This is a genomic window from Streptomyces sp. NPDC006309 (assembly GCF_040613095.1).
GTDB lineage: Bacteria > Actinomycetota > Actinomycetes > Streptomycetales > Streptomycetaceae > Streptomyces.
The window spans coordinates 12,517-34,166 of sequence record NZ_JBEXRO010000045.1 but is presented as its reverse complement, the minus strand read 5'-3'; the positions used below and the strand labels follow the sequence as shown (position 1 = coordinate 34,166).

Here is a 21,650-nt window from a genome sequence, read left to right as displayed (position 1 = left end):
CCCATTCGGCATTGGTCAGATCACCCCGCCCCATGCAGGGCACAACGAGCAAAGGATCCGACAGTCACATGATCCGCCGGACAGAACCTAGCCGCTGGGCGGGAAGCGGTCAGCGTCGTGCAACCGGTCGGCGGCAGGCAGTCGACACGTGGGTGCATAGGTCGTTTCCAAGAACGGTCGTTTGCGGCTTCCAGGGGCGGCGTCCGGAATATCGGCGCGGTAGACGATCGCGAGTTTGTCGTAACGGGTGGCCATGCCCCGCCACTCCCTTCGATGATGCGACGGTGGTCGGCGAACGGGCGCCCTGCCTTCCCCGCGCTGCGGGGAAGGCAGGGCGCCAGGCGTGCCCATTGCTCGTCGGTCAGCAGGCGCGTGCGCCCGCTCGTGGCCACCGAGGCTGGTAGGCGGTGGCCAGCACGGAGACAGTGACCTGATCGGGCAAGACGCCGTCGTCGTTCAGGTCTGCACGACTCACGTAGCGTGCACTCGGCGTCATCGCAACCAGGTCCAGGACATCCAGCCTGGTCAAGGAGGCGGAGTACTCAACCTGTTCGGTAACGGCGACCTCGAAGAAGGGGTGGAGCACCCGGTGCAGGCGCTGTTCCTTGGCCGGGTCGATCGTGACCATCGCAGGCACCTGGCCACGCAGTTCGGCCAAGTGCTCGCCGGTGGGTCGGACCACGATCAGCCGGCCGGTCGGGCGCAGTACGCGGTGGAACTCGGCCGGGTTGCGTGGGGCGAACACGTCCAGCACGACATCGGCCGCCCCGTCGGCCAGTGGGAAGGGACGGAAGACGTCCCAGGCCACCGCGGCGGCTCGGTCGTGGGCACGGGCTGCCGAGCGCAGTGCGCGCACCGATGTGTCCAGCCCTAGACCACGGGCGCCGGGCAGCTGGTTGAGTACGCCGGCCAGGTAGTAGCCCGTGCCGCACCCCACGTCCACCACCGTGCCCTGCTCAGACACGGCGTCGGCCGCCAGGCGGGCCCCGACTTCGCGGATGGGCGCGTAGGCGCCGGTGGACAGGAACTGGCCCCGGGCCTGGACCATGGCTGCGTCGTCGCCGCTGGTGGCGCGGGTGCCCGTCAGCAGGCTGGCATAGCCGTGGCGGGCGATGTCGAAGGTATGGCCCACTGGGCAACGCAGTGCACCGTGGTCGCGGTGCAGGCGGCGCGTACGGCACGTCGGGCAGCGCAGAAGGTCGAGGGACAGATCGAGGGCAGGGGGAAGCGACACGGGCACGAGGCACTCCTGGCAAGGGGGAAGGGGAGGGATCGTGCCTGCGCGATCAGAGCGTCACTGCCCCAGGAAGGAACGGGCAGCAAAGGGACGTGATTCACGCAGCAGGCACACCAAGGAAGGCGACGCCGGCCGGCATCGCCCTCAGCGCCTTCCGATCACAGGAAGCAGCAGTGCGGGGTGCTCATGAATGCCACGTCATAAGTCTACGAGCACGGCGAAGCCCTTCAGGCGTCTGTGCCCAAGGTTGGGAGACACGATCTTAGGACGCCGGCAGTGGTCTCCCTCGGTCAGCGGTTGTTGGGGCTCAGCAGCGTGGCGGCCGCGGCGACGAAGGCCACGGACGCTTCCTTGGCCGCATGCCGCAGGGCGTCCAGCTCGGTGCGGCTGGCGGCCTTGCGCAGCGAGTACGTGGCATCTGCGGCCTGCTGGGCGGGGCCGACCAGCTCGGGGACCAGGACCTGAAGGCGGATGTGAGGCGCGGTGATCGCCGCCCGGGTGTCGTGGGACCTCGTCTGAGCCTCTAGCTGGTGCTCAGTGCCTGCCTCGGTCAGGGCCAGACGCTCCCGGTGGAACATCGCCGAGCGGTGCGCGTCCAGGGCGGCCGCGAAGTCGTGACGGCGGTGAGCTGGTCTTGGCGGTGGCTGTCCGCGCGCTGCTCGGCGCGTGCGGTGCGTGCCGAACGGTGCTGGAGCAGTCCGGCGGTCAGGGCACCGGCGAGGGTACCGAGTACGGCAACGATCGAAGGCCATATGGACATCAGGTGTTGCCCTGCCCTCCCTTCAGTGGTTGTCCAAGCTGAAGGGGATGGATCCCTCTACGGATGGCTGAGACGGTCCCAGGCGCTGGCTTGTGGCCGGGGTGTGGGGAGAGCAACACGAGCGGTTGACCAAGCCCGAGCGGGGCACGGCGCTCGCCAAGGTGATCAAGCGGTGGAACGCGGACGGGGCGAGCGCGTAGCGCGAGACACCGATCCGGTGCCGGCGCCGCGCGCCCAGCTCGCCGCCGAACGCCTCCCGTCCGCCCCGGCCGCCGAGCCGAAGGCGCGCCCGGCCGCCGGGCGCCGGATGCTCGCGGCCGGCCCCGCCGCGCCGGGCAGTGACCGCGGCTGCGACGGGCGCGGTGACACCGGGCCGTGACGCCCGGATCCGGTCCGGCCCGTGCAGGACGTGTGGGTGCCTACACGCCCGACCTCGACCCGCAAGAGAGCATCTGGTCGCTGGTCAAGCGCGACATCGACAACCTCGCCGCAGTCCACCTCGGTCAGACACCCGGGCCGCCAGGCGCAGACTCAAGCAGATCCAGTACCACCCCGAACTGGTCGACGGCTGCCTCGCCGAGACGGAGCTGATCATGGACGGCTGACCCACATCGCCCAAACGATTCCAGTAGTACTCCAGTAGCAATAGGGAAATTCTGCTGGAGTAGTAGGGGCGTGTTCGGCGGTCCGCCGCAGGAGAATGCATAAATTCACTTAAGGCCAAACTTCAGGCAAATAGCTTATTTGTAGCCAGTGGATCATTCCGTGGAGCGTGGTGCGGGCCCGTTGCGGTCTACGTTGATTGTGTGTCGGCCGGGGAGCATCTCCGGTCGCGCAAATCGAGAGGTCGCCCTCATGCGCTTCACGCGCACTCCTGCTGTTCCCCGGACCCTTTTGGTCGCCGCGATCGCCGTCGTCAGCCTCGCCGTACCCACCCTCGCCTCGGCAACCCCGCGTGTCGATGCGGGCCGGACCGAGACCAGCTTCGGCGTCCTCGGCTTCCCCGGCTTCAACGGAATCAACGGAATAGGGATCAACGGCGGCCTGGGCGGCCTGGGTGGCACCGGCGGCGCTGCCGGCGCCAACGGCATTGGCGGTAACGGTGGTAACGGCGGTAACGCCGACGGCAGCGCGAGCGTCGGCGGCAAGGGGGGCACCGGCGGAGCCGGGGGTGCCAACGGCAACGGCGGCGCCGGGGGCACCGGCGGCAAAGCCACCCTCGGTGGCACCGGCGGCAAGGGCGGTGTGGGCGGCGTAGGCGACGCCGGGGCCGGCATCGCTGGCGGTAAGGGCGGCAACGGCGGCGCCTCCACGGCCGGCGGCGGCCACACGGGCGGAACCGGTGGCGCCGGCGGCGCCGCCAGCCCGGTATGTCCCGGCAAGCCCGGCGGCAACGGCACCAACGCCACGTTCACCGCGGACGGCATCACCGGCGCCACCGGCGCCGCCGGCAAGACCACCCTCCCCTGCTGAGGATCAAGTGTGACCAGGAGACGCGTCCCCAGGGCGCCCCGTGATCACTGATCACTGACGGATGGCAAGTACGTTCGGACACGCGCTCGGCCGGGATTCCCGGTCGAGCGCTTCGTGTCGGGCGAGCCATTTGACCGCATGGCGTCCCGGTGCCGCAGTGAACGGGACGGTTGGCTGTTCAGGCAGGTGCCGCCCATCGGGCCGTACCGCACCGGCAGCCAGCCCGCGCTCTTCAGGGGTGCCGGAAGCCGGTGGCCACGTAGTCGCCGCTCACCCTTCCGGGCACCTACAGGTCGAACTCCAGCTGCTCGACGTCGGTGAACCCCACCATCAGGTCCTGGGCGCGCCGGCCGCCGTCGCGGAAGTACACGTGGGCGAGGCCTTCGGCGGTGATGGCGCGCAGCTGCTGCTCGCCGGCGCCGGCCTGCTGGGCGTCGAACAGGCGAGCCGCGTAGTCGGGCGGCAGCGCCGGTCAAGGAGGTGCTCGGCGGCCTGGCCGTGGTCATGCACCGGCTGCCCGCGTTCACCCCGCACCGCAAAGGCAAGGTGGAGACGGTCGCGGAGGGCCCTGAGGTGTCGGAGCGGACGGTGTGGCGCTGGCTCGCGCCGCCGAAGCCGACTGCGCCCGCCGCCCGTGCGGGCTACGAGCTGAGCGAGGCCGACCGGGCGGCGCTCGCCTTCTACCGGGGCAACGTCGCCGCGGTCCCCCGCGCCCGGCGCGCGGTGACCGACGGGGAGGGCACGACGGCCGGGGCGCCGGTGCCCGACTTCCTCGCCGAGGGCTGGGCGAGCGCGAAGCCGGTCGCGGCGCTCGCGCCGTGGCTGACCACCGTGGTGGACGACGGCACCCGGGCCCTGCTCGGCTGGGCCATCGCCGACGCCCCGACCTCCGGCACGGTGCTGACAGCGATGCGCATGGCGCTCACCCACGAGCCGGACGTCTCGCCGTTCGGCGCGGTGCCCGAGCTCGTACGCATCGACCGCGGCCTGGAGTTCGCCGCCGGCACGGGTGTCGGCGGAGAAGCGCCGGGCGGCCGTCTACCGGCTGTCCCGGCTGCGCGAGGACGAGGCGTTGACCGCGGCGCACGTGCCGGATCCTGCCGGTGGCCCGTCACGGATCAGGAGCCGGCCGGGTTGCGCCGGGAGGAGATGTTTACTCGGACGCGCTCGGTACAGACGAGGAGCTAACACAGTCTTTATACGACGACGAAGCGGAGACGCACCATGGGCATCATCGCGTGGATCATCATCGGCCTGCTCGCCGGCGCCATCGCCAAGGCCCTGATGCCGGGCAAGGACCCCGGCGGCATCATCGTCACCATGCTCATCGGTATCGCCGGCGGTCTGCTCGGCGGCTGGCTCGGCAAGGTGATCTTCGGTGTCGACTCCATTGACGGGTTCTTCAACCTGTCCACCTGGATCGCCGCGATCGTCGGCTCCCTCATCCTGCTGCTCGTCTACCGCCTCATCACCGGTAACCGGCACTCGCACCGGCACGCATGACCCACTGAAGTCACACGCCTTACGACGCACCTGGACGGCTCCCCCCTGCTCGCAGGACGGGAGCCGCCGGCGTGTACGGCCCACCCCGCTTCAACCGGCCGAGCACAGCCACGAACCCACCCCACCGTGGCGGCCCACAGCTCGCACAGACTGCTCCTCACGCCCGCGGGGACAGACATGCTCACTTGGATTCCTCACGCTGGGACAGGCGGTGGGTACACCGATGGCGAGAGCGGAGGTCGCCGCTGCGCGGGTCGGCGAGGAGAGCAACTGCCTATGGCCTACCTGACAAATGATCATCTGGCGGGTTCGTCGGACCAGAAGCGCGGCCAGGGGTCGGCCTCGACGCAGAACCGCCGGCTCGCTGGATACGGAGAGCGAGCCGGTCGGCGGTTGCCCGGCTATCGATGTAGTCGTCTCTGATCGTGCGGAGGTCGTGAGTTCGAGCTCTGACCAGGTAGACGGTCGGCTTGGTGACGCCCCGAGGCCGCCTCGCGGGTTTGAGCCCGGTGCTGCGACTGACGGACCTGGCGAAGAGTCGTGTCCTACCGGCTCGAGGCGCGGTCACCCCCCCCCCGCTACGTCCTACTTCTCCTCCGGCTCCCAGGCGCGGAGCAGGTCGAGCAGCCCTGCGTCTCCGTCAACGTGCAAGGAGTCGGCCTGGATCCGGTCGTACAAGTAAAGGACCAGCTCACTGGCCGTGCCATGGACGGAGGCGCCGACTGCGTCCGAGTCCTCGCCGGTCGCGGCAGTGGGCGCGGGGATGCGGGTGGAGCGTGCTCCGTCGCCGTCGACCGTGAGGCGCCAGGAGCGGCCCTCGGCGGCGTGGAAGTCGAAGGCCGTGGGCTTGTGCGGCCAGGCACTCGGCGTTGCGCAGACGGTGAACAGGAACTCCTCCACACCGTCGAGTGCCAGCTCGACCGGCAGTGGGGCGGGGCGCCCCCGGCGAGCTGGGCGTCGTAGGTGTGCACCGCGGTCTCCTGGACCCGGTGCCAGGCAGTGCCGCCGGCGGTCTGCGGTGACTGCGACGCGGGCCACCACGTCCAGCAACCGCTCTCCGGTCCCGCCGCGCGCAGGGCGCTCAGCAGAAGCTGCGTCGACGCGTCCAGCCAGGCCAGCAGGGCCTCACGCTCCTGCGGCACTTCCAGCGCGGCGCGCGCGGCGACGGCCTCGGCCGGGGGCGCGTCGGCGGGCCCCGCGCCGACGATGGCGGCCCAGAAGCGGTCTCCCCCGCCCAGGTGCTTCACCAGATCGAACAGCGTCCACCCGGGGCAGGTCGGCACCTGTGCGTCGAGACCGGGCGCGGCGGCGACCACGGCGCGGAAGGCGGTCGACCGTTCATCGATCAGTCAAGATTCTCTTCCACGCCGGATATCTATCACCGTGCTCCGGTGATCGGACAGCGATTTTCACAGTCGCCGCCGGTAGGCCATTGCGGACGTCGTCCTCGCCTCCCACCGCTCGGGCGACCAGCGAACGCGACCGCCTCCAGGTGGAGCGGGACGGCCTCACCGGGGGTGACGTGCCGCCGGACCCTACGGGGACGGGCGACTCCGGCCTTCGATGCATGCGCAACCAAGTGGGGACTCGAGAGCGGGCCTGGCCGTTTTCGCAGATCCTCATCAACGTCGGTTCGTGGCCCCGTTCGGTGGTCAGGGGGCCCCGCCCCTCTTCTTGTGGTGGGGTCATCATCGAGACCGGCAGAGACTACCTACCGCCTCGCCCATACCCAAAGCCAGGCCGAATTCACCCCAGGTCAAAGCGCCAATCAACGCCGAGATGGCTTAGCGCACGATCTGACATGGATGTTCCTCGACCCCCTTGCCGGAGCCGAAGCCGTCCTGCGACTGCGCGCCCTCGTCTCCAACGGCGACCTCGAAGCGTACTGGCGCTTCCATGTCGCATGCGAGCACCGCCGCCTCTACCCCACCCCTGACCAGGTCCAATACGAGCTCATCGCCTGATCACGAACCTCCCGAGGAAGAACCACAGCATGTCGATTCATGCCACACCGAACTGGAAGACCATGTCGGGCCAATTGGTGTCAGGCACTCCGCCGTCGAGCGCCTCGCTGATCGTCCGCTCTTCATAGCTAAAGTGGGATTCCATGATCGCCGCCAATCCGTCAAGCTCACGCCCGATCGCCTCCAGGACGGTGCCACGCGATTCGGCAGCCCTGTCAGCGAGTTCACGCACCGGGGACAGGATCGAGGAGATCATTCCATGATCCTGAACAAGGTTCGCGACCGTCGCTGTGAGATCCGGGCGTTCGCGCAGCAACTGGAAGAACATCCCGTCGTCCTCGCCCTGATGGTGCGACGTCAATGCGTCACAAAAGGCCAGGCAATGGGTGACAAGCGCGTCGTCGCTCAACCGGCGGTGTCCGAGATTTGTCCTGATCTCATTGATCTGGCGACGCAGTTCTTGATGTGCTTGGGAGAGCTGCAAGCTCAAGGCGGCTACACGGTCGCCGTCGCGGGAAGCCACGGATGGCGGTCCCTTCGGTTCCGCACCTCCATGCCTGACGCAGTCCGTCACCGGCACGCGATGCTGCCGCAATCTGATCACGCAACTCGGCGGCACGGCAAGCACGCTGCCCGAGCGCATCCAGGAACCGATCAGTCCCCATGACGTTCTGCCAGCTCAACGCTTCACTTCGGAAGAGCCGCACCCAAGTGAACTGCCGAAGCCAACCAGCAGCCCGGAACCCACGGGCTACTCTGCCTCCCGAGGCGCAGCCACCCTCCGGTTCTCTGGATTTCCCCTCCAGGAATCCACGAACCCGTCGGCTTGGCGCAGGGTCGAGTTCGACTGGATGGTGCGGCTCGGCTGGGTCCGCTCCCCGCAGTCGATCGAGGTCCGCTTCGGCACCAGCCGGGCCGGGGCCGTCGACGTCGCGCTCTACACCACGGCGTCCGTCGACGCCGTCGTCCCCGCGCACCCGGAGGTCGACCGGGAGCAGCTGCGCGCGGTGGAGAAAGGCCGGCGCTCCCCGCTCGCATCGCTGCGCCCGGCACCGGCAACCGCCTGAGCGCCCCCGCGCTGGAACAGCCCTACGAGTGCGCTCCCCCACCCGCCGCGTCCCAGCCGTCCAGAAAGGCGGCCAGGGCGCGGCGTTGCTCTTCCTCGCGGGCAATCTGCCGGGCGAGGACGTCGCGGTCGATGTACGGGTCGACGGCGGCGAGGACCAGGCGCCGGAGTTCGGCCGGCTCCAGCGCCTCAACCTCCTACTGCACCGGGCGGCGGGGGTCGAAGGCGTAGCGGCGGGCGAAGGCCGGTCACCTCGGATCACCGCGCTTGCCCTCGGTCGCGGGCAGCTCGTAGGCGCGCATCTGCTCGTAGGTCAGCAGCACCCGCTCGGTGTGGCTCCAACAGCCCGTGCGCGCCACCCAGTCGCGCTCGATGTCCTCGCCTGAGCAGTCGAAGTCGCCGACCACCAGGAGCACGGCGTCGCGCGGGTCGGCGGTGACGCGGTCGTGGACGACGTCGGCGTACGACTGCGAGCCGAAGCCGCGGACCACCAGGACCGGGATACCCGCGTCGGCGAGCCAGCCGGTCAGCTGCTGGCGCAGGGTGTCCTTCTTCGCCGCGACGTACAGGGCGTGCTCCTAGCCCTCGGTGCGGTCGAGGCGGAACCAGCTGGGCATCTCCGCTACGAACGCGTCCGCGCCCGTCCAGGCGGGCGGGACGTGGACCTCGCGGACGGTGTCGATCAGGTCGGGGAACCGGCCCTCCCGGCGGGCCTTGGCCAGCTGTGCGGACAGGCGGCGGTACATCGGCGCCGTGTGCGGCAGCGCGCCCTCGGAGACCAAGCGGTACATCACCTGGCGCAGCGTGACGCCGCCCTCGTAGCTCTCCACGATCTCCCGGGCCCGGCCCACCACGGCCGGCCACCGGATCCGCTCCGACGCCATACCGGTACATGTACCCATCGCCGCCGCCGTAGCGGAACCGGGGCTGGGACAGCGCCTCCGGGCGGGGGCGTGCCCGGCGGCGTCCTACTCCGGGCCGGGGTCGCGCAGCGGATTGCGGTGACCGCAGTCCCAGCACTTCACGGTCTCGGGGAGCCTCTCGTACCGCGTGCCGGGGACGCCGAAGGAGCCGTCGATGCGGAATCCACCGCAGCCCTGGCACGGGGTGGCGTGGAAGGGCTTGTCACAGCGGAGGCAGGTACCTTCCGCGCTGGTCTGGTCGAGGCGGGTAACTCGGGTGTCTGCGCTGCCACATCGCACGCAGAACGCTTCCTGGGTCTTCATGGTTCTGGTGTACAGCAGATTCGCGGCATCGTTCCCCCCGCTCCGATCCGAGGTGCCGGCGGGCGCGGGCCGCGCTGCCCGGGGGCGCGGGCCGGGCCCCGGGGACGCCATGGTTGTTCCCCGGGGCCCGTGGCGTGCCGGGTCAGGGTCGCCGGCGGAACCAGCCGCGGCCCCGCCCCGGCTCGGGGTCGTCCTGCGGCGCCGGCGGCGCGGCGGCCTCGAGGCGGGCGGCTTCAGCGGCGGCCTCCTGGCGGGCGACGTCGTCGGCGTGGCACGGGCCGCACACCGACTTGTCCCCGGCCCGTACGGCGGTCCGGTGCACGGTGATCTCCTCCCAGCGCGCGTCGGTGAACTTCCCCCCGCACCGCGTGCACACCGGGCGCTCCGCCTCCCTCTGCGCGGCGCGGCGCTGCTGGTCCGCCGCGTCGGCGCGGGCCTCCTGGGCGCGGTAGAGGGCGTGGCCGTCGGGGTTGTCGAGCGCGGCCGTCAGTGTCTGCTCCCCGGTCCGTCCCAGCCGCCGCCACACCGCCGCACCGGCGCCGTGCTCCTGGAGCTGCTCCAGGGTGGTGACGACGACGGGCACCGCCTGGCGATAGTCCCGCGCGGTGACCGCCTTCGGTAGAGGGTGTCGTACCGGCGCGGCGCCCAGTAGCGGCGGCCGGCCTCCTCCAGCACGGCGACCGTGTTGGCGACCTTCGCCTCGGTGGTGTCCGCGAACACGAACGCCACCGGGACCAGGCCCTCCCGGCCGGTCGGCGGGTAGACCCGGCGCCACAACCGCTGCTCATGGTCGATGCTCGCAATCGCGTCCGGCCGGGAGCGGACCAGGTCCGCGGTGTGCTTGTCCGCGCCCGGTGCCAGCAGCCGGCCCCACTCCCCGTACGGGCGCAGCTTGTGCACCAGGTCGTCGGCGTCCTCGGTACGGCGGTCGATCTCCAGCAGCATCACCGGCACCCCGGCCGCCGGCACCCGCACCACCAGGTCCGCCCGCTGCACGTACCCGCCTGCGAGCCGGAACGGGACCTCGGTCTGGAAGCCGAGACGGTGACCGATCCCGGCACGGTGCAGTTCGGCGGCCGTGGAGGTGACCGCCGCGGCGTGGTCACCGGAGAGCTGCCCGCGAGCAGCTCTCCGGTGACCGGTCGTACTTCTCCTCGCGCAGCGCCGAGACCCGTATGTTCTTCGGCTCCAGCAGCTGCTTCGCCTCACGGTGTCCTCGGTCGGCAAGCACCCACACCTGCCGCTGGTCATCCTGGACCGATTCGATCCTCACCAGGCGGTGGTCCTGAAAATCCTAGTGCGGCGCTGTTTCTCCTCACGCTCAGCAGCCCTCGCGTTCGGCACGCTGTGCGATCCGGCGCCGGATGGTTTCGAGCTGTCCGGCGTCGAGGGCGGGTGCGCTGCCCAGGACGTCGCAAAACTTGCTGATCAGGGTGTGTACGTTGTCCGCCGGTCCTGTCGGCCGCGCGTCAGGGCACGGCAGGTTTGCTGTGGTCACTGTGGGCGGCGGTCCGGTTGGTTGATCGCGGTCTGCGGTTGCGGCCTGCCATAGGGGGCGGAAGTAGTCAACGGATCCGCCCATGGCCTGTACCAGTTGCAGCAGTGTTGGCCAGTCGCACATGGTGGCGCCGTCGAGTACCTCGTTGACTTGGGCCGCCTGAAGTCGCCAGCGCGAGGTAATGCAGATCTGCTGGGCGGTGGGCTGTCCCGCCCGCACGTGCAGGGTCCGCAGGGCGGCCATGAGGCGCTGGACGGCTTGCGCCTGGGTGGTGACGCCGTCTAGGGAGTCAATCTCATGCTGGTCGGTGACCGGTCGACGCGGCTGGCGCCGGCGCAGTTGCTCGGTCTCCCACACCTTGCGCAGCACAACCGGGTCGGCAACGCAGGCCCGCGCGAACCGTTCACCCACAGAGCGGCGTCGCGGCGTCGCCCGCCGGCTCGTCCAAGAGGCGGAGCAGGAAGAGGACAGGATGGGGATGTCCTCGTACGGGGTAGGCGAGCGGGACGACGCGGGGCAGTCCGGCGCGCTGCTTGAGGGAGGGTCAACGTATGCAATTCGATGACGATGCTGCTCTGGACACGTCCGAGGTCGCGGACGGGCGGGGAGGTGCGCTGGGCGGGATCCCGGGCGGCGGGAAGACCATCGGCGGGGGACTGGTCGGGCTCGTGGTGCTGGTCGCGTCCGTGCTCTTGGGTGTCGACCCCGGCATGTTCGGCTCGGGCAGCAGCGACACGTCCTCGTCCGGCAAGTCAGCCGCGGACCTCGCGGCGGACTGCCGGACCGGTGCCGACGCCAACCGCAAGGAGGAGTGCCGGATCGTCGCCGTGGTCGACAGCGTGCAGGCATTCTGGAAGCAGACGGAGACAGCCACCGGCAAGCCCTACCAGCAGGCCCCGACGTTCCTGTTCACCGGCAGTGTGAACACCGGCTGCGGGAACGCGACTTCCGACGTCGGCCCCTTCTACTGCTCAGCCGATGACAAGGTCTATCTCGACCTCGGCTTCTTCAACGATCTGAGCAGCAAGTTCGGCGCCAAGGGCGGACCGTTCGCCGAGGCCTACGTCATCGCGCACGAATACGGCCACCACTTCCAGGACCTCAGCGGAACGATCTCCCGCGGCAGCGGAAAGGGCCAGAACAGCGGCTCGGTGAAACTCGAGTTGCAGGCGGACTGCTACGCCGGAGTGTGGGCCCACCACGCCACCACCACCCCCGACCCCAAGAGCGGTAAACCACTGATCACCGACTTGACGAACGACGACATCAACCGCAGGCTGGACGCGGCCGCCGCCGTCGGAGACGACCGTATCCAGCAGCGCTACCAGGGCAAGGTCACACCCGACACCTGGACCCACGGCTCCGCGAGCCAGCGCCAGCAATGGTTCTCCACCGGCTACCGCTCCGGCCGCGTCGCCAGCTGCAATACGTTCAGCTGACCACGCTAACAACCACAGCACGACGCCTGGCTGCGCTCACGACCGGACAGCCTCCGATGGCCGGACGGGATCACTGGACTGGCTCAGGGCTGCTCTGCCTTCTCCGGGCCCGCCCGCGAGGTGGTAGCGGCCCGCGCGGGTGCAGCGGATGACCAGCCGCAGGGCCGGGCGGCGCCGCAGGGACCAGGTGTGTGTGACCTCGGCGCGGGCGGACAGCGGGGCGGTCTTGCACCGGCCGGGAGGCCGCCCTGGCGCAGGCACGGTGGCGGGCGGCGAGCGCGGTGGCGGGTGAAGCGGCGTTCGCCTGCCGGCCGTGCACCGCTCGGCGCACCGGGCAGGCACAGCGGGCGGTGCGGTATGTGCCGCGCTGGCAGCGGGTGTGTGTCCGGCACGCACGGTGGCTGCTGGATGCGGACGCCGACCAGCCGCTGGAGTTCCTGGATCTGCGCCGGGCGCCGGAGATGGTCGCTGCGCAGCTGCGGTGGGCAGGTGTGGTACGGAGGGCGGACCGGGGTGGATCCGGAGCAGGCGTTCACGGTGGCGTACGCGGTGGTGGCCCGCTGGTGGGAGCAGGCCCTGTACTGGGAGCAGGAGGAGATCTGGCCATGCCGTCTGCGCCAGCTGGCAGACGGCAACGCCGGGACGGATCTGGAGCGGTGGCCGATCGTGGGCCGGGACGCGGCGATCTTCCCGGAGGTGGTAGCCGTGGCGCAGGCGCTGCTGCAGCCGGCGATGGCCGAAGTGGCCTGGCGTGCGAGCGGCGGAATGCGGCCGAGGGCGCGGGACACCGACGACGTGTTCTGCCGGCGACTGGGCGAACGGGTGGGCCGCGCCTGGCTGGGGCCGCTACGGCCGATACCGGCAGCCCGCTGAGCGACTTCACGGGCGCGGTCGTGCGCGCCCGCCGCCACGAGGCCGGGCCGCCGGGCTGGCGGGAGGATCCGTGGCACCTGAAGCGGGAACAACAGCCGCCAACCATGGCCGGCCAGCTGCGCATCCTGGCGGCCGAGCAGCAGGCCGGCGGCTCGGGCACCCGGTGACGGGCCACGGTGAGCGCCGAGCAGCGGTCCCGTATCACGCAGTTGGTCGACGAGGCCCGGGAGCAACTGAGGGACTATCCGTGACCGGGGACGGCCGCTTCCCTCCTGGGCGCCGGAACATTCCCCGTGGAGAGCGGATGCGGTTGATGAGCGCTTCCATACCGGTCAGCCCAGCGTCCAGGCCGAGTTGCCGCATCCACTTGTCGACCTGTTCGCAGCGCTCGGCTTCCATCCGCAGGCCCAGAGCGGGGTTCGCCATCAAGATCCCACCGTGTGATCCGCCCGAGTCTTCCGGCACCGGGGCCAGGCCTTCGGGACAGAGGAGAGCGACTACGGCGTCGCCGGTGACGAGGTGCAGCTGTTGGGGCTGGGCAACGAGAACCTCGTCGCACGGCGTGACCGGCGCGGAAACGTCTTAGCCCCGGCGACATGATCTATTTCAGATCAGCGGTCCACCGGGGCTTGTCGTCCATGACGATACCCGAACCTGTAGGGGAACAACGTGAGCGACACCTCTGCGGCTCCCGGTGCCGGGCCGTGGGTGGATACCTGATTCAGCCCGCCCCGTTACGGCGTCTACCTGAGTGAGGCCGGCGGTGACCGTGGCCGGGCCCTGGAGCGTGGACCTGCAGCGGGTCAGGTGAGCCGCCGCCCCATCTTCGCCGACCGCCGGTTGTGCCCCTTGGTGTCCCACCACTCCTCCAGATGCGCATGGACGAGGTGGACAAGCTGCCGGAGCCGGTCGGCAGGGGGCGCGGGCGAGGTGAGCACGTCCACCCAGGACCTGTCGTCCCAGGGCAGGGCGACCACCCAGCGCTCGTCCGGGTGGCCCTGGCGGCGTACGGTCAGTGAGTACGTCAACGTCATACCGCGGTCGGGACGGTGCTCGACCGACAACGAGACGACGTCGAAACGGAGCCCGTCAGCGGTGACGTACGAGCGACTCAGGGCCTGCTCGGCCGGCGTCCGTTCCTCCACGGGGATCACTCACCTTCTCACCTCGGCCCGCGCCTCGGCACCTAGCAGGCAACGGCTCCTGCGACGATCGGCCGGTCGACGTTGTAGGCCGTCAGCAGATCGTTGGTCCCAGCCGGAGTCCCGAGGATGGTGCGGAACTTCTCCACCCTGGGGCACTGGTTGAGATAGGTGGAGTAACCACCACGGCCGTTGGGGTCGCCGGTCCCGATGGCCGCGGTTATCTTCCGGTCCATCGTGCTGTTCCAGCCGTGCCCCAGCTTGATGTGCTTCCAGCCCCAGGTCTTGGTGCCACACCGCAGCGTGTAGAAGGTCGGAGGACCGACGGGCACCCGGCGGTAGTACTTCTTCAGGACGTACTTCCGGTTGTGACTGCGGCACTTGGCGTCGAAACTGACGGCCGTAGCGCTCCCTCCGGAGGCGGATGCGGAGGCGGAGGCGTCGCCGGACGTGTTGACGGACGTGGCGGACGCGGACCCGGCTGCCGGAAGCAGCAGAGCCGAACCCACGGCGACGGCGGACAGCGCCGCCTTGACGGACGTATGGAAAATCATGCGTTCCCCTCGTTGTTCCCCGTGGTCGACGGGGAGTTGACACCCACTCTCCCACCACCGACGGCACAACGGTCAACCTGATTAAGAGTCACCGACCCAGTGCCAGGGCCCCGGACGACATCACACGCCCCACTGCCGACCTACCGGCGAGCTGTCTCCAGGAGCATCCCGAGCCGCACAGTCCGCGGCGGCTCTCGGAATCCTCCTGGCCGCAAGCCCCCAACCGAGCGGGCGAGTTGTCCGTGAACCCGGGTGTGAGGATCGGAGGGGATGTGGCCGACTGGTCAAGGCTGCTGTCCCAGCTCGCGCAGGAACGCAGCGCGGAGCTGAACCGATACGGCTGCCTGCTGTGCGGCAACCGTGCGTAGGTAGGACGCCGACCTGGTTCAAAAGGCATTGGTAGGAGTCTTCTCCCGGCCCCGCCGTGCGTGGGAACTCGGTGAGGCAGAGGTGTACGTACGTCGCACGATGCCCAACCGCTACCTGCACCTGCACCGGCGCCGGACGCTCGCTGGATCCGCGCGCTTCCACGGCTCGTGTCACCGGAGTCGGTCACCGACCACAGCGCGGGCGTCCTGTACCGGGGCGACCTCATGGACGCCATGCGCGGACTGTCGCCGAGACAGCGGGCCTGCGTGGTGCTCCGTTACTACGAGGACATGTCCACCGCGGACATCGCGACGCGGCTCGGCTGCGGTGAAGGCACGGTCAAACGTCCCCTGAGCGACGCGCCGGTCCGGATCGGCGCCCAGTTGTGGCCACCCGCCCAGTACGTCGTGGAGGAAAGGCTGGAGACATGAAGCCAGAGGAACTGCGCGTACAGTCGCTGACCGCCGCGGAACGCACATCGCCGATGGAGATCCACACGGAGCGCGTCCGGATCCGGGTGCGCCGACGCAAGGGTATCCAGTACACCGCCGTGGCCGGGGCGGCCTCGGCCGTGGCCACCGCGGTCGTGCTGAACGTGCTGCCGTCCGTCTCGACGCCGAAGACCAAGACACCCGCGGACTCGGCCCCGCAATCTACCGGCTGCAGTGTCCTACGTGGGCGGATATCGGCGCGCTCGCGGCACCTGGGAACCCGCGGAGGAACTCAGCCTGCCGGCCGAGACGGACAGCATTCACCTCGCCACGCTCGACCCCGGCGACGTCATGGACGCATGGCCGGAAGAGGAACCACCCCTCCGCGTCCAGCCCCCGCTCGATCAGGACCGCTGGATGCGCATGCGCCCGTACTGCCACGCCGACGACCCCGAACCCGGCATCGGTGATCACGGCCAACGGCACCTGATCCAGCTCCGGCCCGCACCGGCCACGACACCCGTCCACCCCGCTCTCCGCGAGGAAGACCGCCAGGCACGCCTGCTGTACGCCGCGAACCGGCCCGACACCTTCATGAACTACACCACCGAGCTGCCCCTGCAGAGCTGACCCTCACCCGTCACACCAGATGGACACCGTCGCTGGCGACCGTCCCATTCTGCGGGGGTGAGCGCACCGCCACCTGCTCATGCGCGCTCCCTACGCGGCCCTGAGTCAGCGGCTAGCCACCGGTTGCACATTTCGGTGCCCGGGCCCGGGAACGAGTCAGTCCCGGTGATGACCCCGCGTGCCAAGGCGCGACGGTGATCCGCTGCGGGTCCGCGTGGTAATACGACTGCGCCTGCGGTGAGATCGCTCTAGGCTCTGCCGACTCGGCCGGCACCCGCACCGGCAGGGGCCAGAAGAGGGTGGGGCACACATGGGTGCAGGAGATACGGATCGGCTCGTCGCGGCCGTACAGCGCGGGACGCGGAACAGGTGCGGGAGCTGCTGGAGGTCGGGACCGATCCGGACGTCTTCGACGGCGCCACCGGTCTGCCGGTGTTGTGCCGGGCGATCGCCGCGGACGACCAGCCGGTCGCCGAGGCCCTGGTGCAGGCCGGGGCAGACCCGCTGCGGCGTCTGCCCGACGGCACCACCCCACTGCTGCGGGCGGTCGACGGCGGTTCCGCGGAACTGGCCCGGGCCGTCCTTCCCGACCTAGCACTCCATCCCGGCCCGCTTCGCGAGGAACTGCTGGACCACGCCCGCCACCTGGCAGGCATCGACCCGGAGGCCCAACTGCGGCGCCGTACCGGCGTGCCGGGCCCGGTCGTGCGGACCCGGCAGCAGGACACCAACGGCTGTGGTACGAACGGCTCACCCTGGGCGGGTTGACGCTGTGCGACGGGCACGCGGCCTTCCTCACGGACCTGGAAGCGCGACTGGGGCTGCGCACGCCCTTCGCCAAACTCCTCGCACGCGCCCTCATCCGGCCAGACCGCGACCACCCGGTGTGGACGCAAGTGGTGCTGGCGCTGGGCGAGCGGCTCGACGACGAGACCTGGGCCGAGGCCGTCCGGCTCGGCGCGACCCCGATCCGCTGCTCCGGCTCTTCGGGGTGGACGTGCTGCTGAGCACACTCATCGCGGACGCTCAGCGCCATAAGCCCGCCCTCCAGGACCCGGCCCGCGACCTCGTCCCCTGGGCTGCCCACGAGCGGGACACCGACGTGCTCGACGTCCTGCTCAACGGCCTGACATGGGTCGGCGGCCCGGAGGCCGACACCATCGGCCTGTCGCATGTCACGCACCCCGAGCCCGGATCCGCAGCTGGGTGCCCGAGCTGCTGGACGGCGGCGACGGTGTGCTGCGCCCGCAGGCACTGGCCGCCGTTCTCACCCTGGCCCACGACCCGGACCCCGACGTACGCGACCGCACCTGCCACTGGTTGTCGCACTACCGGGGTCCCGGGCCGGAGAACGGGGAGGTGCTGGTGGAACTCACCCACGACGAGCGGCAACGCACACGCGCGTACGCGGTCGCGGCGCTGGCCTTCCGCGATGATCCGTGCTGCGTGGAGGCCGAACAACGCATCGGCCCCCTGGAGCCCGGCATGGACACCGACACCCTGCCCCTGCTGGCAGTCTGGCGGTATCAGCGGCGTCAGGAGGAACGCAGGGGCGACGGCTAACCTCCAAGTAGAGCTGCTTGTCGAAGGCCGGCGGGCGCCCGCCTCGGCTGCCGCGTCGGAGCCGGTTGCGGATCTGGTCGGCCCGCTCGGGGATGGTGTGGCCGACGCCCCGCCGCCTGAGCCAGGCCCGGATCGCTTTGGAGCTGTAGCCCTTGTCGCCGATGACGTGGTCGGGCCGGACGCGGGGGCGTCCCGGTCCGAGGCGGGGCACCCGTATCGCGTCCATCACGGCAGTGAACTGGGTGCAGTCGTTGGTGTTCCCACCCGTGACGGTGAAGGCGAGCGGACGGCCGGCCGCGGCCTGGACCACGCCGAGCCCGATCAACGACAGCCGCGTCCATGACGCACGGGCGATCGCCTCCGGGAAGCGTCGCTCCAGCCCGGAGGCGTACCAAGCGGCGCAATGGCCACCAACTTCTCCGATCGCCGCTTCTCGCAGGAGTTGCGACGTTGCTGGGGTGGTGATGTCCTGGAAGAAGTAGACATTTCGCGCGCCCGGTTGGATGACTTCGCTAGCCACACGAATTGTAGATCTGACCCAACCAGGAAGATGGCGTACGACGCACCGGCGCCTAAATAGGTCGCGCCCAGGGCGCTCGGCGCTAGCCGCAAATTCGGGTCCGCGCGTGTGCCAACCGAACCCGGTCGGGGTAACGGGCGGTCTGGCCTTGAAGGAGCCGTCTGGCCCCAGCCGCTGAAGTCTGTTCCTACATAAAGAGGAATCACGATGACACCCCACGACGGGGGAATTCGCCCCTCGGCCCCCTGACGATCTCCTCCTGAGCTGGTCTCCTGAGCAGGAAGAGCTACGGCGCTTCGTCACAGACGCACGTACACATCCGGAGAACTACCCGCCCCTTGACCAGAACACCTCAGAAGCTACCATGCCGCCCGGCGTCCCAGACTTCCAGCTTTCAGGAGTGTTGACGCATATAGCGAGCGCCCACAGCCTATTCTTGACAGGTCAGGACAAGGATTGGCTGAAGAGCGATAAAAACATGCACCGCGGCCCTGACGGAACACTGACCACAGAAGCTGGACAACCGATGGAGCAGGCAGGGTACCATACCTGGCGGTCGGAAAATGTAGCCTTGGGATTCGATACCGCAGAGAAAGCAGTGCGCTCCTGGATGCAATTGGTATACACCAGACGACATTCGCGAAGCCGGATTTGGCTATGCGAAAGGGGGCCCATGGATCCACTATTGGACGCTAGACATGGGCAGGAAAACTGGGCCGTTCTGACGGTGTCCGAATCCAGGTGTGGCTTGCTGGCGGTGAGGGGCGCCGCGCTACTCCGGCCGCCGTGACACCCGTCGACACCCCGTCAGCGTCCGGTCGTTGAACCAGCCTTCGACAGCAGCTCTACAAGCGGCGCAACGTGGTCGAACGCTGCTTCAACCGCTTGAAGCAGTGGCGAGGTTCGCCACCCGCTATGACAAGACCGCCGAGTCCTACCAAGCAGCCGTCACCCTCGCATCACCCCTGATGTGGGCGTGACATCTGAAGACAACTCCTAGCCAGGCACTCCTCCACGCTGCTCGGCGCGCCCTCGATCAGTGCGTCGCCGCGAAGCCGGCGCACATACGCTTCGACCTCGGCGAACCAGGCGCGGTAGTCGGCCCGGATCGCGGCCCCGGCATGGCGCGGATCCTCCTCCAGCAAGCGCAGATAGTCCGGGTGCGATGCCTTGAAGCCGTCGCCGACCAACTGCGTCGTCCCCGGCCGCATGGCTCGCCTCACCATCCTGGCTGCCAGCAGCTTCCCCGCCCCTGGCTGGCCCAGCACGTAGACCGCCCGGGGATCGTCCCGGGGAACGATGCCGCTCAGGTACGACGGCGCGATCAGCTCGTCGAACACCCACTTATGCTCCCGGGCTGACAGCCGGTGGTAGTCCACGCCCGGTGCCCGCCGCCGCGGCTGGGGGATACGGCGGACCGGCTCCGCCAGGGCAGCAGCGCGCTCGACATCCCGCTGGACCACCAAGCGACGGTCCTCGCAGTCCAGGTCGCGGTGCATCCGGTGATCGGTCCGAGCCAAATCACGGCGGAAACCCGCTGTCTCCGGCGCAGTCCAGGGTCGGGAGCGCTCGTACGTCACCGCCCGCTCTCTCAGTCCTCGTCCCCGACGATCTCGGCCTTGAGTTCCGCCGGGGGTGCGGTGCCGACCCGGGCGACACCGTCGGTGAAGCGGCCGAGCCTGGCGCCGTCGACCGCTTCGAGGCCGCAGGTGTAGACGATGCAGTCCTTGTCGTCGCCGGTCGTGTTCAGGTGCACGTGCTGGGTGAAGGTCAGCGTGCGCCCGTCCTCGCCGACCGTGGCCCGGACGGGGGGCAGGTCGCCGCCCGTGGTCTGGTCCACGCGCTTGTATCGGGCGCCCACCGTGCCGTTCCAGCGGAAGCCGGTGGGGGCGGTGAAGACGTGCTCGCGCTCGCCGGCGTCGACGGTCTCGCTCCAGTTCGGCGTGCGGACACAGACGTTCATGGTGGCGCCGAGACCGCCGGGGGCGTCCTCGACGCCGCCCTCCTGCCACACCACGAGGTCCAGCTTCTGCGCGCGGCCCTGCTCGTAACCCCAGTCGTAGCCGTTGGCGTACTGGTCCTTCTCGCCGCGGGTGCCGTCGCGCGGCGGGCCGGCGTGAGGCCATCCGGCGAGCGCATCGGGCCGCCCCTGTGCCTCTCCCCGTGCATAGGCTTCTTTCTTTGACTGTACGTCAGTGGCCATTTCCGTGTCCTCCTAAAGCTGTGATCGAAGCGTGCAACGAAAACCGGAGCCTGACCGCCCGAAGCCCGAGGGGAAGCCGGAGCCTGACCGCAGAGCCGACGGCGCGCAGGACGGTGACAGTGCGCAGGACGGTGACAGCGGTGCCGCGATCGCGACGGCCGCGCGGCTGCTGGTCCGTCAGGAAGTCGTAGTGGAGATCCCGCGCGGCGGAAGCGAGGTGATCCATGTACGGGTCTCCTCCACCGGTCCATGGGCCCCGGGGAGGGTGGAGCACCGTTTCACGGCTCCCACGGGTTTCGTCTTCGACGGCCGGGCGACCTGCGCGTACTACCGCACGGATCGCACGGTGCTCCCTGGTGGGGAGCCGACGACGACCGTGCGGGACGACGGCAGGTCACTGGCCGTCACCGACGAACCCCACCTGGGAACACCCCCGACCATCCGGCGGCGGCCCTCGTCTACACGCTCGGCATCCGGGCCCTGACGGACGCCGAGCCGGGCCGGTACACCGACGGACGGGCGAAGGTCTCGGGCCAGCCGGAAGTACGCCTGAAGGCAAGCGTCCTGGGAGACGAGGAGGAATAGCGAGAGCACGCGCCGGGACCTTGAGCCCTGTGGTGGGCCATCCGCCAGAGGCAACTCTTTGCGCTGTCCAAACCCTGAATGCGGAAGTAAACGTTTCTGTGCTCCCCGACCACCCTCCCGAACGTTACAGATTGCGATAGCAATACAACGGTGAGTTAACATCCGAAACGTGTCGACGCCCACCGTTCCGAGGCTCGGGCCCCTGGGCCCTTTCCCGAACGCTCCGCTCGCCCATCCACTCGACCGCAAGTGGCTGCACTACGCGTTCCTGTCTCGGTGCGGTCGGCAAGCGCGTTTCTACCTCTTCGAGGACATCCCCTCGGCATCCTCGCCGTCCTCGGCCCGCTCCTGGCCGACCACTCACCCACCGACACCGCGCCGTCCGCCTAGCTCATGACGTCCGCTCCTGCCCCGGGCCATGAGTGAGCGGGCCCGGTCCCCAAGCCCGCCACCGGCGGATCCGCCCACGCGGACACCACCCATCCACAGAAGGGAAACTCATGGCCACGCAGACCCAGGCCCCCGTCCAACCGGGATCCGAGAACAAGCTGTACATCCTCCAGCAGGGCATCGTCGAGGACGCGCCGGGCGGAGTACCGGCCCACCTCAGCTTC

28 protein-coding genes and 6 pseudogenes are annotated in these 21,650 nt (G+C 69.6%); 15 read left to right on the top strand and 19 right to left on the bottom strand.

Annotation, left to right across the window (positions count from 1 at the left end; translation table 11 throughout):
- Positions 1-266 precede the first annotated feature (266 nt).
- The 3 genes and pseudogenes from ABZ117_RS33400 to ABZ117_RS33390 all read right to left on the bottom strand — a co-directional run.
- Positions 267-392: pseudogene (locus ABZ117_RS33400) on the bottom strand (IS5/IS1182 family transposase); the annotation flags it as partial.
- The gene (locus ABZ117_RS33395; RefSeq protein WP_356826407.1) at positions 362-1,240 is read right to left on the bottom strand and encodes a putative RNA methyltransferase; all 879 of its coding nucleotides are present in this window, start codon (positions 1,238-1,240) and stop codon (positions 362-364) included. The gene ABZ117_RS33395 and the pseudogene ABZ117_RS33400, both read right to left, overlap by 31 nt.
- A gap of 287 nt (positions 1,241-1,527) precedes the next feature.
- On the bottom strand, positions 1,528-1,815 hold the full coding sequence (locus ABZ117_RS33390) for a hypothetical protein (RefSeq protein WP_356826405.1): 288 nt from the start codon (positions 1,813-1,815) through the stop codon (positions 1,528-1,530).
- Between the two features lie 354 nt (positions 1,816-2,169).
- Between ABZ117_RS33390 and ABZ117_RS33385 the strand changes: the two genes are divergently transcribed.
- Entirely contained in the window at positions 2,170-2,376 is a 207-nt protein-coding gene (locus ABZ117_RS33385) for a hypothetical protein (protein ID WP_356826403.1), read from the top strand.
- Between the two features lie 476 nt (positions 2,377-2,852).
- On the top strand, positions 2,853-3,470 hold the full coding sequence (locus ABZ117_RS33380) for a hypothetical protein (protein WP_356826401.1): 618 nt from the start codon (positions 2,853-2,855) through the stop codon (positions 3,468-3,470).
- A 286-nt stretch (positions 3,471-3,756) separates the two neighbouring features.
- On the opposite strand, the pseudogene ABZ117_RS33375 reads toward ABZ117_RS33380, so the two are convergent.
- Positions 3,757-3,939 (bottom strand): annotated as a pseudogene (locus tag ABZ117_RS33375) (XRE family transcriptional regulator); the annotation flags it as partial.
- 11 nt (positions 3,940-3,950) lie between these two features.
- Between ABZ117_RS33375 and ABZ117_RS33370 the strand changes: the two are divergent.
- A complete protein-coding gene (locus ABZ117_RS33370; protein ID WP_356826399.1) occupies positions 3,951-4,658 on the top strand; it encodes a transposase family protein in 708 nt (235 codons plus the stop codon).
- Positions 4,659-4,694: 36 nt separating this feature from the next.
- On the top strand, positions 4,695-4,973 hold the full coding sequence (locus ABZ117_RS33365; RefSeq protein ID WP_356826397.1) for a GlsB/YeaQ/YmgE family stress response membrane protein: 279 nt from the start codon (positions 4,695-4,697) through the stop codon (positions 4,971-4,973).
- Between the two features lie 585 nt (positions 4,974-5,558).
- Here the strand turns inward: ABZ117_RS33365 and ABZ117_RS33360 are convergent.
- Positions 5,559-5,873, bottom strand: coding sequence for a hypothetical protein (locus ABZ117_RS33360; RefSeq protein ID WP_356826395.1), 315 nt, complete (start codon positions 5,871-5,873; stop codon positions 5,559-5,561).
- A gap of 20 nt (positions 5,874-5,893) precedes the next feature.
- Positions 5,894-6,256 (bottom strand): annotated as a pseudogene (locus tag ABZ117_RS33355) (maleylpyruvate isomerase N-terminal domain-containing protein); the annotation flags it as partial.
- 522 nt (positions 6,257-6,778) lie between these two features.
- Between ABZ117_RS33355 and ABZ117_RS33350 the strand changes: the two are divergent.
- Positions 6,779-6,937 carry a hypothetical protein gene (locus tag ABZ117_RS33350; RefSeq protein WP_356826409.1) on the top strand — a complete coding sequence of 53 codons (159 nt, stop codon included), beginning with the start codon at positions 6,779-6,781 and terminating at the stop codon, positions 6,935-6,937.
- A 37-nt stretch (positions 6,938-6,974) separates the two neighbouring features.
- On the opposite strand, the gene ABZ117_RS33345 is transcribed toward ABZ117_RS33350, so the two are convergent.
- Positions 6,975-7,460, bottom strand: a complete 486-nt coding sequence (locus ABZ117_RS33345; RefSeq protein ID WP_356826393.1) for a hemerythrin domain-containing protein — start codon at positions 7,458-7,460, stop codon at positions 6,975-6,977.
- A gap of 307 nt (positions 7,461-7,767) precedes the next feature.
- Here ABZ117_RS33345 and ABZ117_RS33340 point away from each other — a divergent pair.
- A pseudogene (locus tag ABZ117_RS33340) lies at positions 7,768-8,004 on the top strand (hypothetical protein); the annotation flags it as partial.
- Between the two features lie 247 nt (positions 8,005-8,251).
- Here the strand turns inward: ABZ117_RS33340 and ABZ117_RS33335 are convergent.
- The 7 genes from ABZ117_RS33335 to ABZ117_RS33305 form a co-directional block, all read right to left on the bottom strand.
- Complete coding sequence (locus tag ABZ117_RS33335) at positions 8,252-8,494, bottom strand: hypothetical protein (protein ID WP_356826391.1); 243 nt, start codon at positions 8,492-8,494, stop codon at positions 8,252-8,254.
- Positions 8,495-8,581: 87 nt separating this feature from the next.
- The gene (locus ABZ117_RS33330) at positions 8,582-8,905 is read right to left on the bottom strand and encodes a hypothetical protein (protein ID WP_356826389.1); all 324 of its coding nucleotides are present in this window, start codon (positions 8,903-8,905) and stop codon (positions 8,582-8,584) included.
- 66 nt (positions 8,906-8,971) lie between these two features.
- A complete protein-coding gene (locus ABZ117_RS33325; protein ID WP_049976865.1) occupies positions 8,972-9,229 on the bottom strand; it encodes a hypothetical protein in 258 nt (85 codons plus the stop codon).
- 142 nt (positions 9,230-9,371) lie between these two features.
- Positions 9,372-9,812 carry a hypothetical protein gene (locus ABZ117_RS33320; RefSeq protein ID WP_356826387.1) on the bottom strand — a complete coding sequence of 147 codons (441 nt, stop codon included), beginning with the start codon at positions 9,810-9,812 and terminating at the stop codon, positions 9,372-9,374.
- Positions 9,716-10,225 carry a hypothetical protein gene (locus tag ABZ117_RS33315; RefSeq protein WP_356826385.1) on the bottom strand — a complete coding sequence of 170 codons (510 nt, stop codon included), beginning with the start codon at positions 10,223-10,225 and terminating at the stop codon, positions 9,716-9,718. The genes ABZ117_RS33320 and ABZ117_RS33315 overlap by 97 nt, the downstream gene beginning before the upstream one ends.
- Before the next feature lie 106 nt (positions 10,226-10,331).
- Positions 10,332-10,502 carry a hypothetical protein gene (locus ABZ117_RS33310; RefSeq protein ID WP_356826383.1) on the bottom strand — a complete coding sequence of 57 codons (171 nt, stop codon included), beginning with the start codon at positions 10,500-10,502 and terminating at the stop codon, positions 10,332-10,334.
- Positions 10,503-10,550: 48 nt separating this feature from the next.
- A complete protein-coding gene (locus ABZ117_RS33305; protein ID WP_356826381.1) occupies positions 10,551-11,138 on the bottom strand; it encodes a hypothetical protein in 588 nt (195 codons plus the stop codon).
- Between the two features lie 140 nt (positions 11,139-11,278).
- On the opposite strand from ABZ117_RS33305, the gene ABZ117_RS33300 reads away from it, so the two are divergent.
- The 3 genes from ABZ117_RS33300 (at position 11,279) to ABZ117_RS33290 (ending at position 13,206) form a co-directional block, all read left to right on the top strand.
- Positions 11,279-12,166: a neutral zinc metallopeptidase gene (locus tag ABZ117_RS33300; RefSeq protein WP_356826379.1), complete on the top strand. Its 888-nt coding sequence runs from the start codon at positions 11,279-11,281 to the stop codon at positions 12,164-12,166.
- Positions 12,167-12,679: 513 nt separating this feature from the next.
- A complete protein-coding gene (locus ABZ117_RS33295) occupies positions 12,680-13,039 on the top strand; it encodes a hypothetical protein (protein ID WP_356826377.1) in 360 nt (119 codons plus the stop codon).
- A gap of 20 nt (positions 13,040-13,059) precedes the next feature.
- Positions 13,060-13,206 carry a hypothetical protein gene (locus ABZ117_RS33290; RefSeq protein WP_356826375.1) on the top strand — a complete coding sequence of 49 codons (147 nt, stop codon included), beginning with the start codon at positions 13,060-13,062 and terminating at the stop codon, positions 13,204-13,206.
- Positions 13,207-13,842: 636 nt separating this feature from the next.
- Here ABZ117_RS33290 and ABZ117_RS33285 read toward each other — a convergent pair.
- Together ABZ117_RS33285 and ABZ117_RS33280 are read right to left on the bottom strand one after the other, a co-directional pair.
- Positions 13,843-14,184 carry a hypothetical protein gene (locus ABZ117_RS33285; protein WP_356826373.1) on the bottom strand — a complete coding sequence of 114 codons (342 nt, stop codon included), beginning with the start codon at positions 14,182-14,184 and terminating at the stop codon, positions 13,843-13,845.
- 41 nt (positions 14,185-14,225) lie between these two features.
- The gene (locus tag ABZ117_RS33280; RefSeq protein ID WP_356826371.1) at positions 14,226-14,735 is read right to left on the bottom strand and encodes a hypothetical protein; all 510 of its coding nucleotides are present in this window, start codon (positions 14,733-14,735) and stop codon (positions 14,226-14,228) included.
- A 536-nt stretch (positions 14,736-15,271) separates the two neighbouring features.
- On the opposite strand from ABZ117_RS33280, the gene ABZ117_RS33275 reads away from it, so the two are divergent.
- The 5 genes from ABZ117_RS33275 (at position 15,272) to ABZ117_RS33255 (ending at position 17,728) form a co-directional block, all read left to right on the top strand.
- Positions 15,272-15,535: a sigma factor-like helix-turn-helix DNA-binding protein gene (locus ABZ117_RS33275; RefSeq protein ID WP_356826369.1), complete on the top strand. Its 264-nt coding sequence runs from the start codon at positions 15,272-15,274 to the stop codon at positions 15,533-15,535.
- A 243-nt stretch (positions 15,536-15,778) separates the two neighbouring features.
- Positions 15,779-16,165: a hypothetical protein gene (locus ABZ117_RS33270; protein ID WP_356826367.1), complete on the top strand. Its 387-nt coding sequence runs from the start codon at positions 15,779-15,781 to the stop codon at positions 16,163-16,165.
- A gap of 369 nt (positions 16,166-16,534) precedes the next feature.
- On the top strand, positions 16,535-16,933 hold the full coding sequence (locus ABZ117_RS33265; protein WP_356826365.1) for an ankyrin repeat domain-containing protein: 399 nt from the start codon (positions 16,535-16,537) through the stop codon (positions 16,931-16,933).
- Positions 16,930-17,172 carry a hypothetical protein gene (locus tag ABZ117_RS33260; RefSeq protein WP_356826363.1) on the top strand — a complete coding sequence of 81 codons (243 nt, stop codon included), beginning with the start codon at positions 16,930-16,932 and terminating at the stop codon, positions 17,170-17,172. Before ABZ117_RS33265 ends, ABZ117_RS33260 begins: the two co-directional genes overlap by 4 nt.
- Positions 17,173-17,371: 199 nt before the next feature.
- Positions 17,372-17,728: a HEAT repeat domain-containing protein gene (locus tag ABZ117_RS33255; RefSeq protein ID WP_356826361.1), complete on the top strand. Its 357-nt coding sequence runs from the start codon at positions 17,372-17,374 to the stop codon at positions 17,726-17,728.
- Between the two features lie 7 nt (positions 17,729-17,735).
- On the opposite strand, the pseudogene ABZ117_RS33250 reads toward ABZ117_RS33255, so the two are convergent.
- Positions 17,736-18,020, bottom strand: a pseudogene (locus tag ABZ117_RS33250) (transposase); the annotation flags it as partial.
- Between the two features lie 1,065 nt (positions 18,021-19,085).
- On the opposite strand from ABZ117_RS33250, the pseudogene ABZ117_RS33245 reads away from it, so the two are divergent.
- Positions 19,086-19,228, top strand: a pseudogene (locus ABZ117_RS33245) (transposase); the annotation flags it as partial.
- Here ABZ117_RS33245 and ABZ117_RS33240 read toward each other — a convergent pair.
- Together ABZ117_RS33240 and ABZ117_RS33235 are read right to left on the bottom strand one after the other, a co-directional pair.
- Positions 19,208-19,588 carry a zeta toxin family protein gene (locus ABZ117_RS33240; RefSeq protein ID WP_356826359.1) on the bottom strand — a complete coding sequence of 127 codons (381 nt, stop codon included), beginning with the start codon at positions 19,586-19,588 and terminating at the stop codon, positions 19,208-19,210. The pseudogene ABZ117_RS33245 and the gene ABZ117_RS33240 sit on opposite strands and share 21 nt — an antisense overlap.
- A 251-nt stretch (positions 19,589-19,839) precedes the next feature.
- Entirely contained in the window at positions 19,840-20,451 is a 612-nt protein-coding gene (locus ABZ117_RS33235; RefSeq protein WP_356826357.1) for a hypothetical protein, read from the bottom strand.
- Between the last annotated feature and the right edge of the window lie 1,199 nt (positions 20,452-21,650).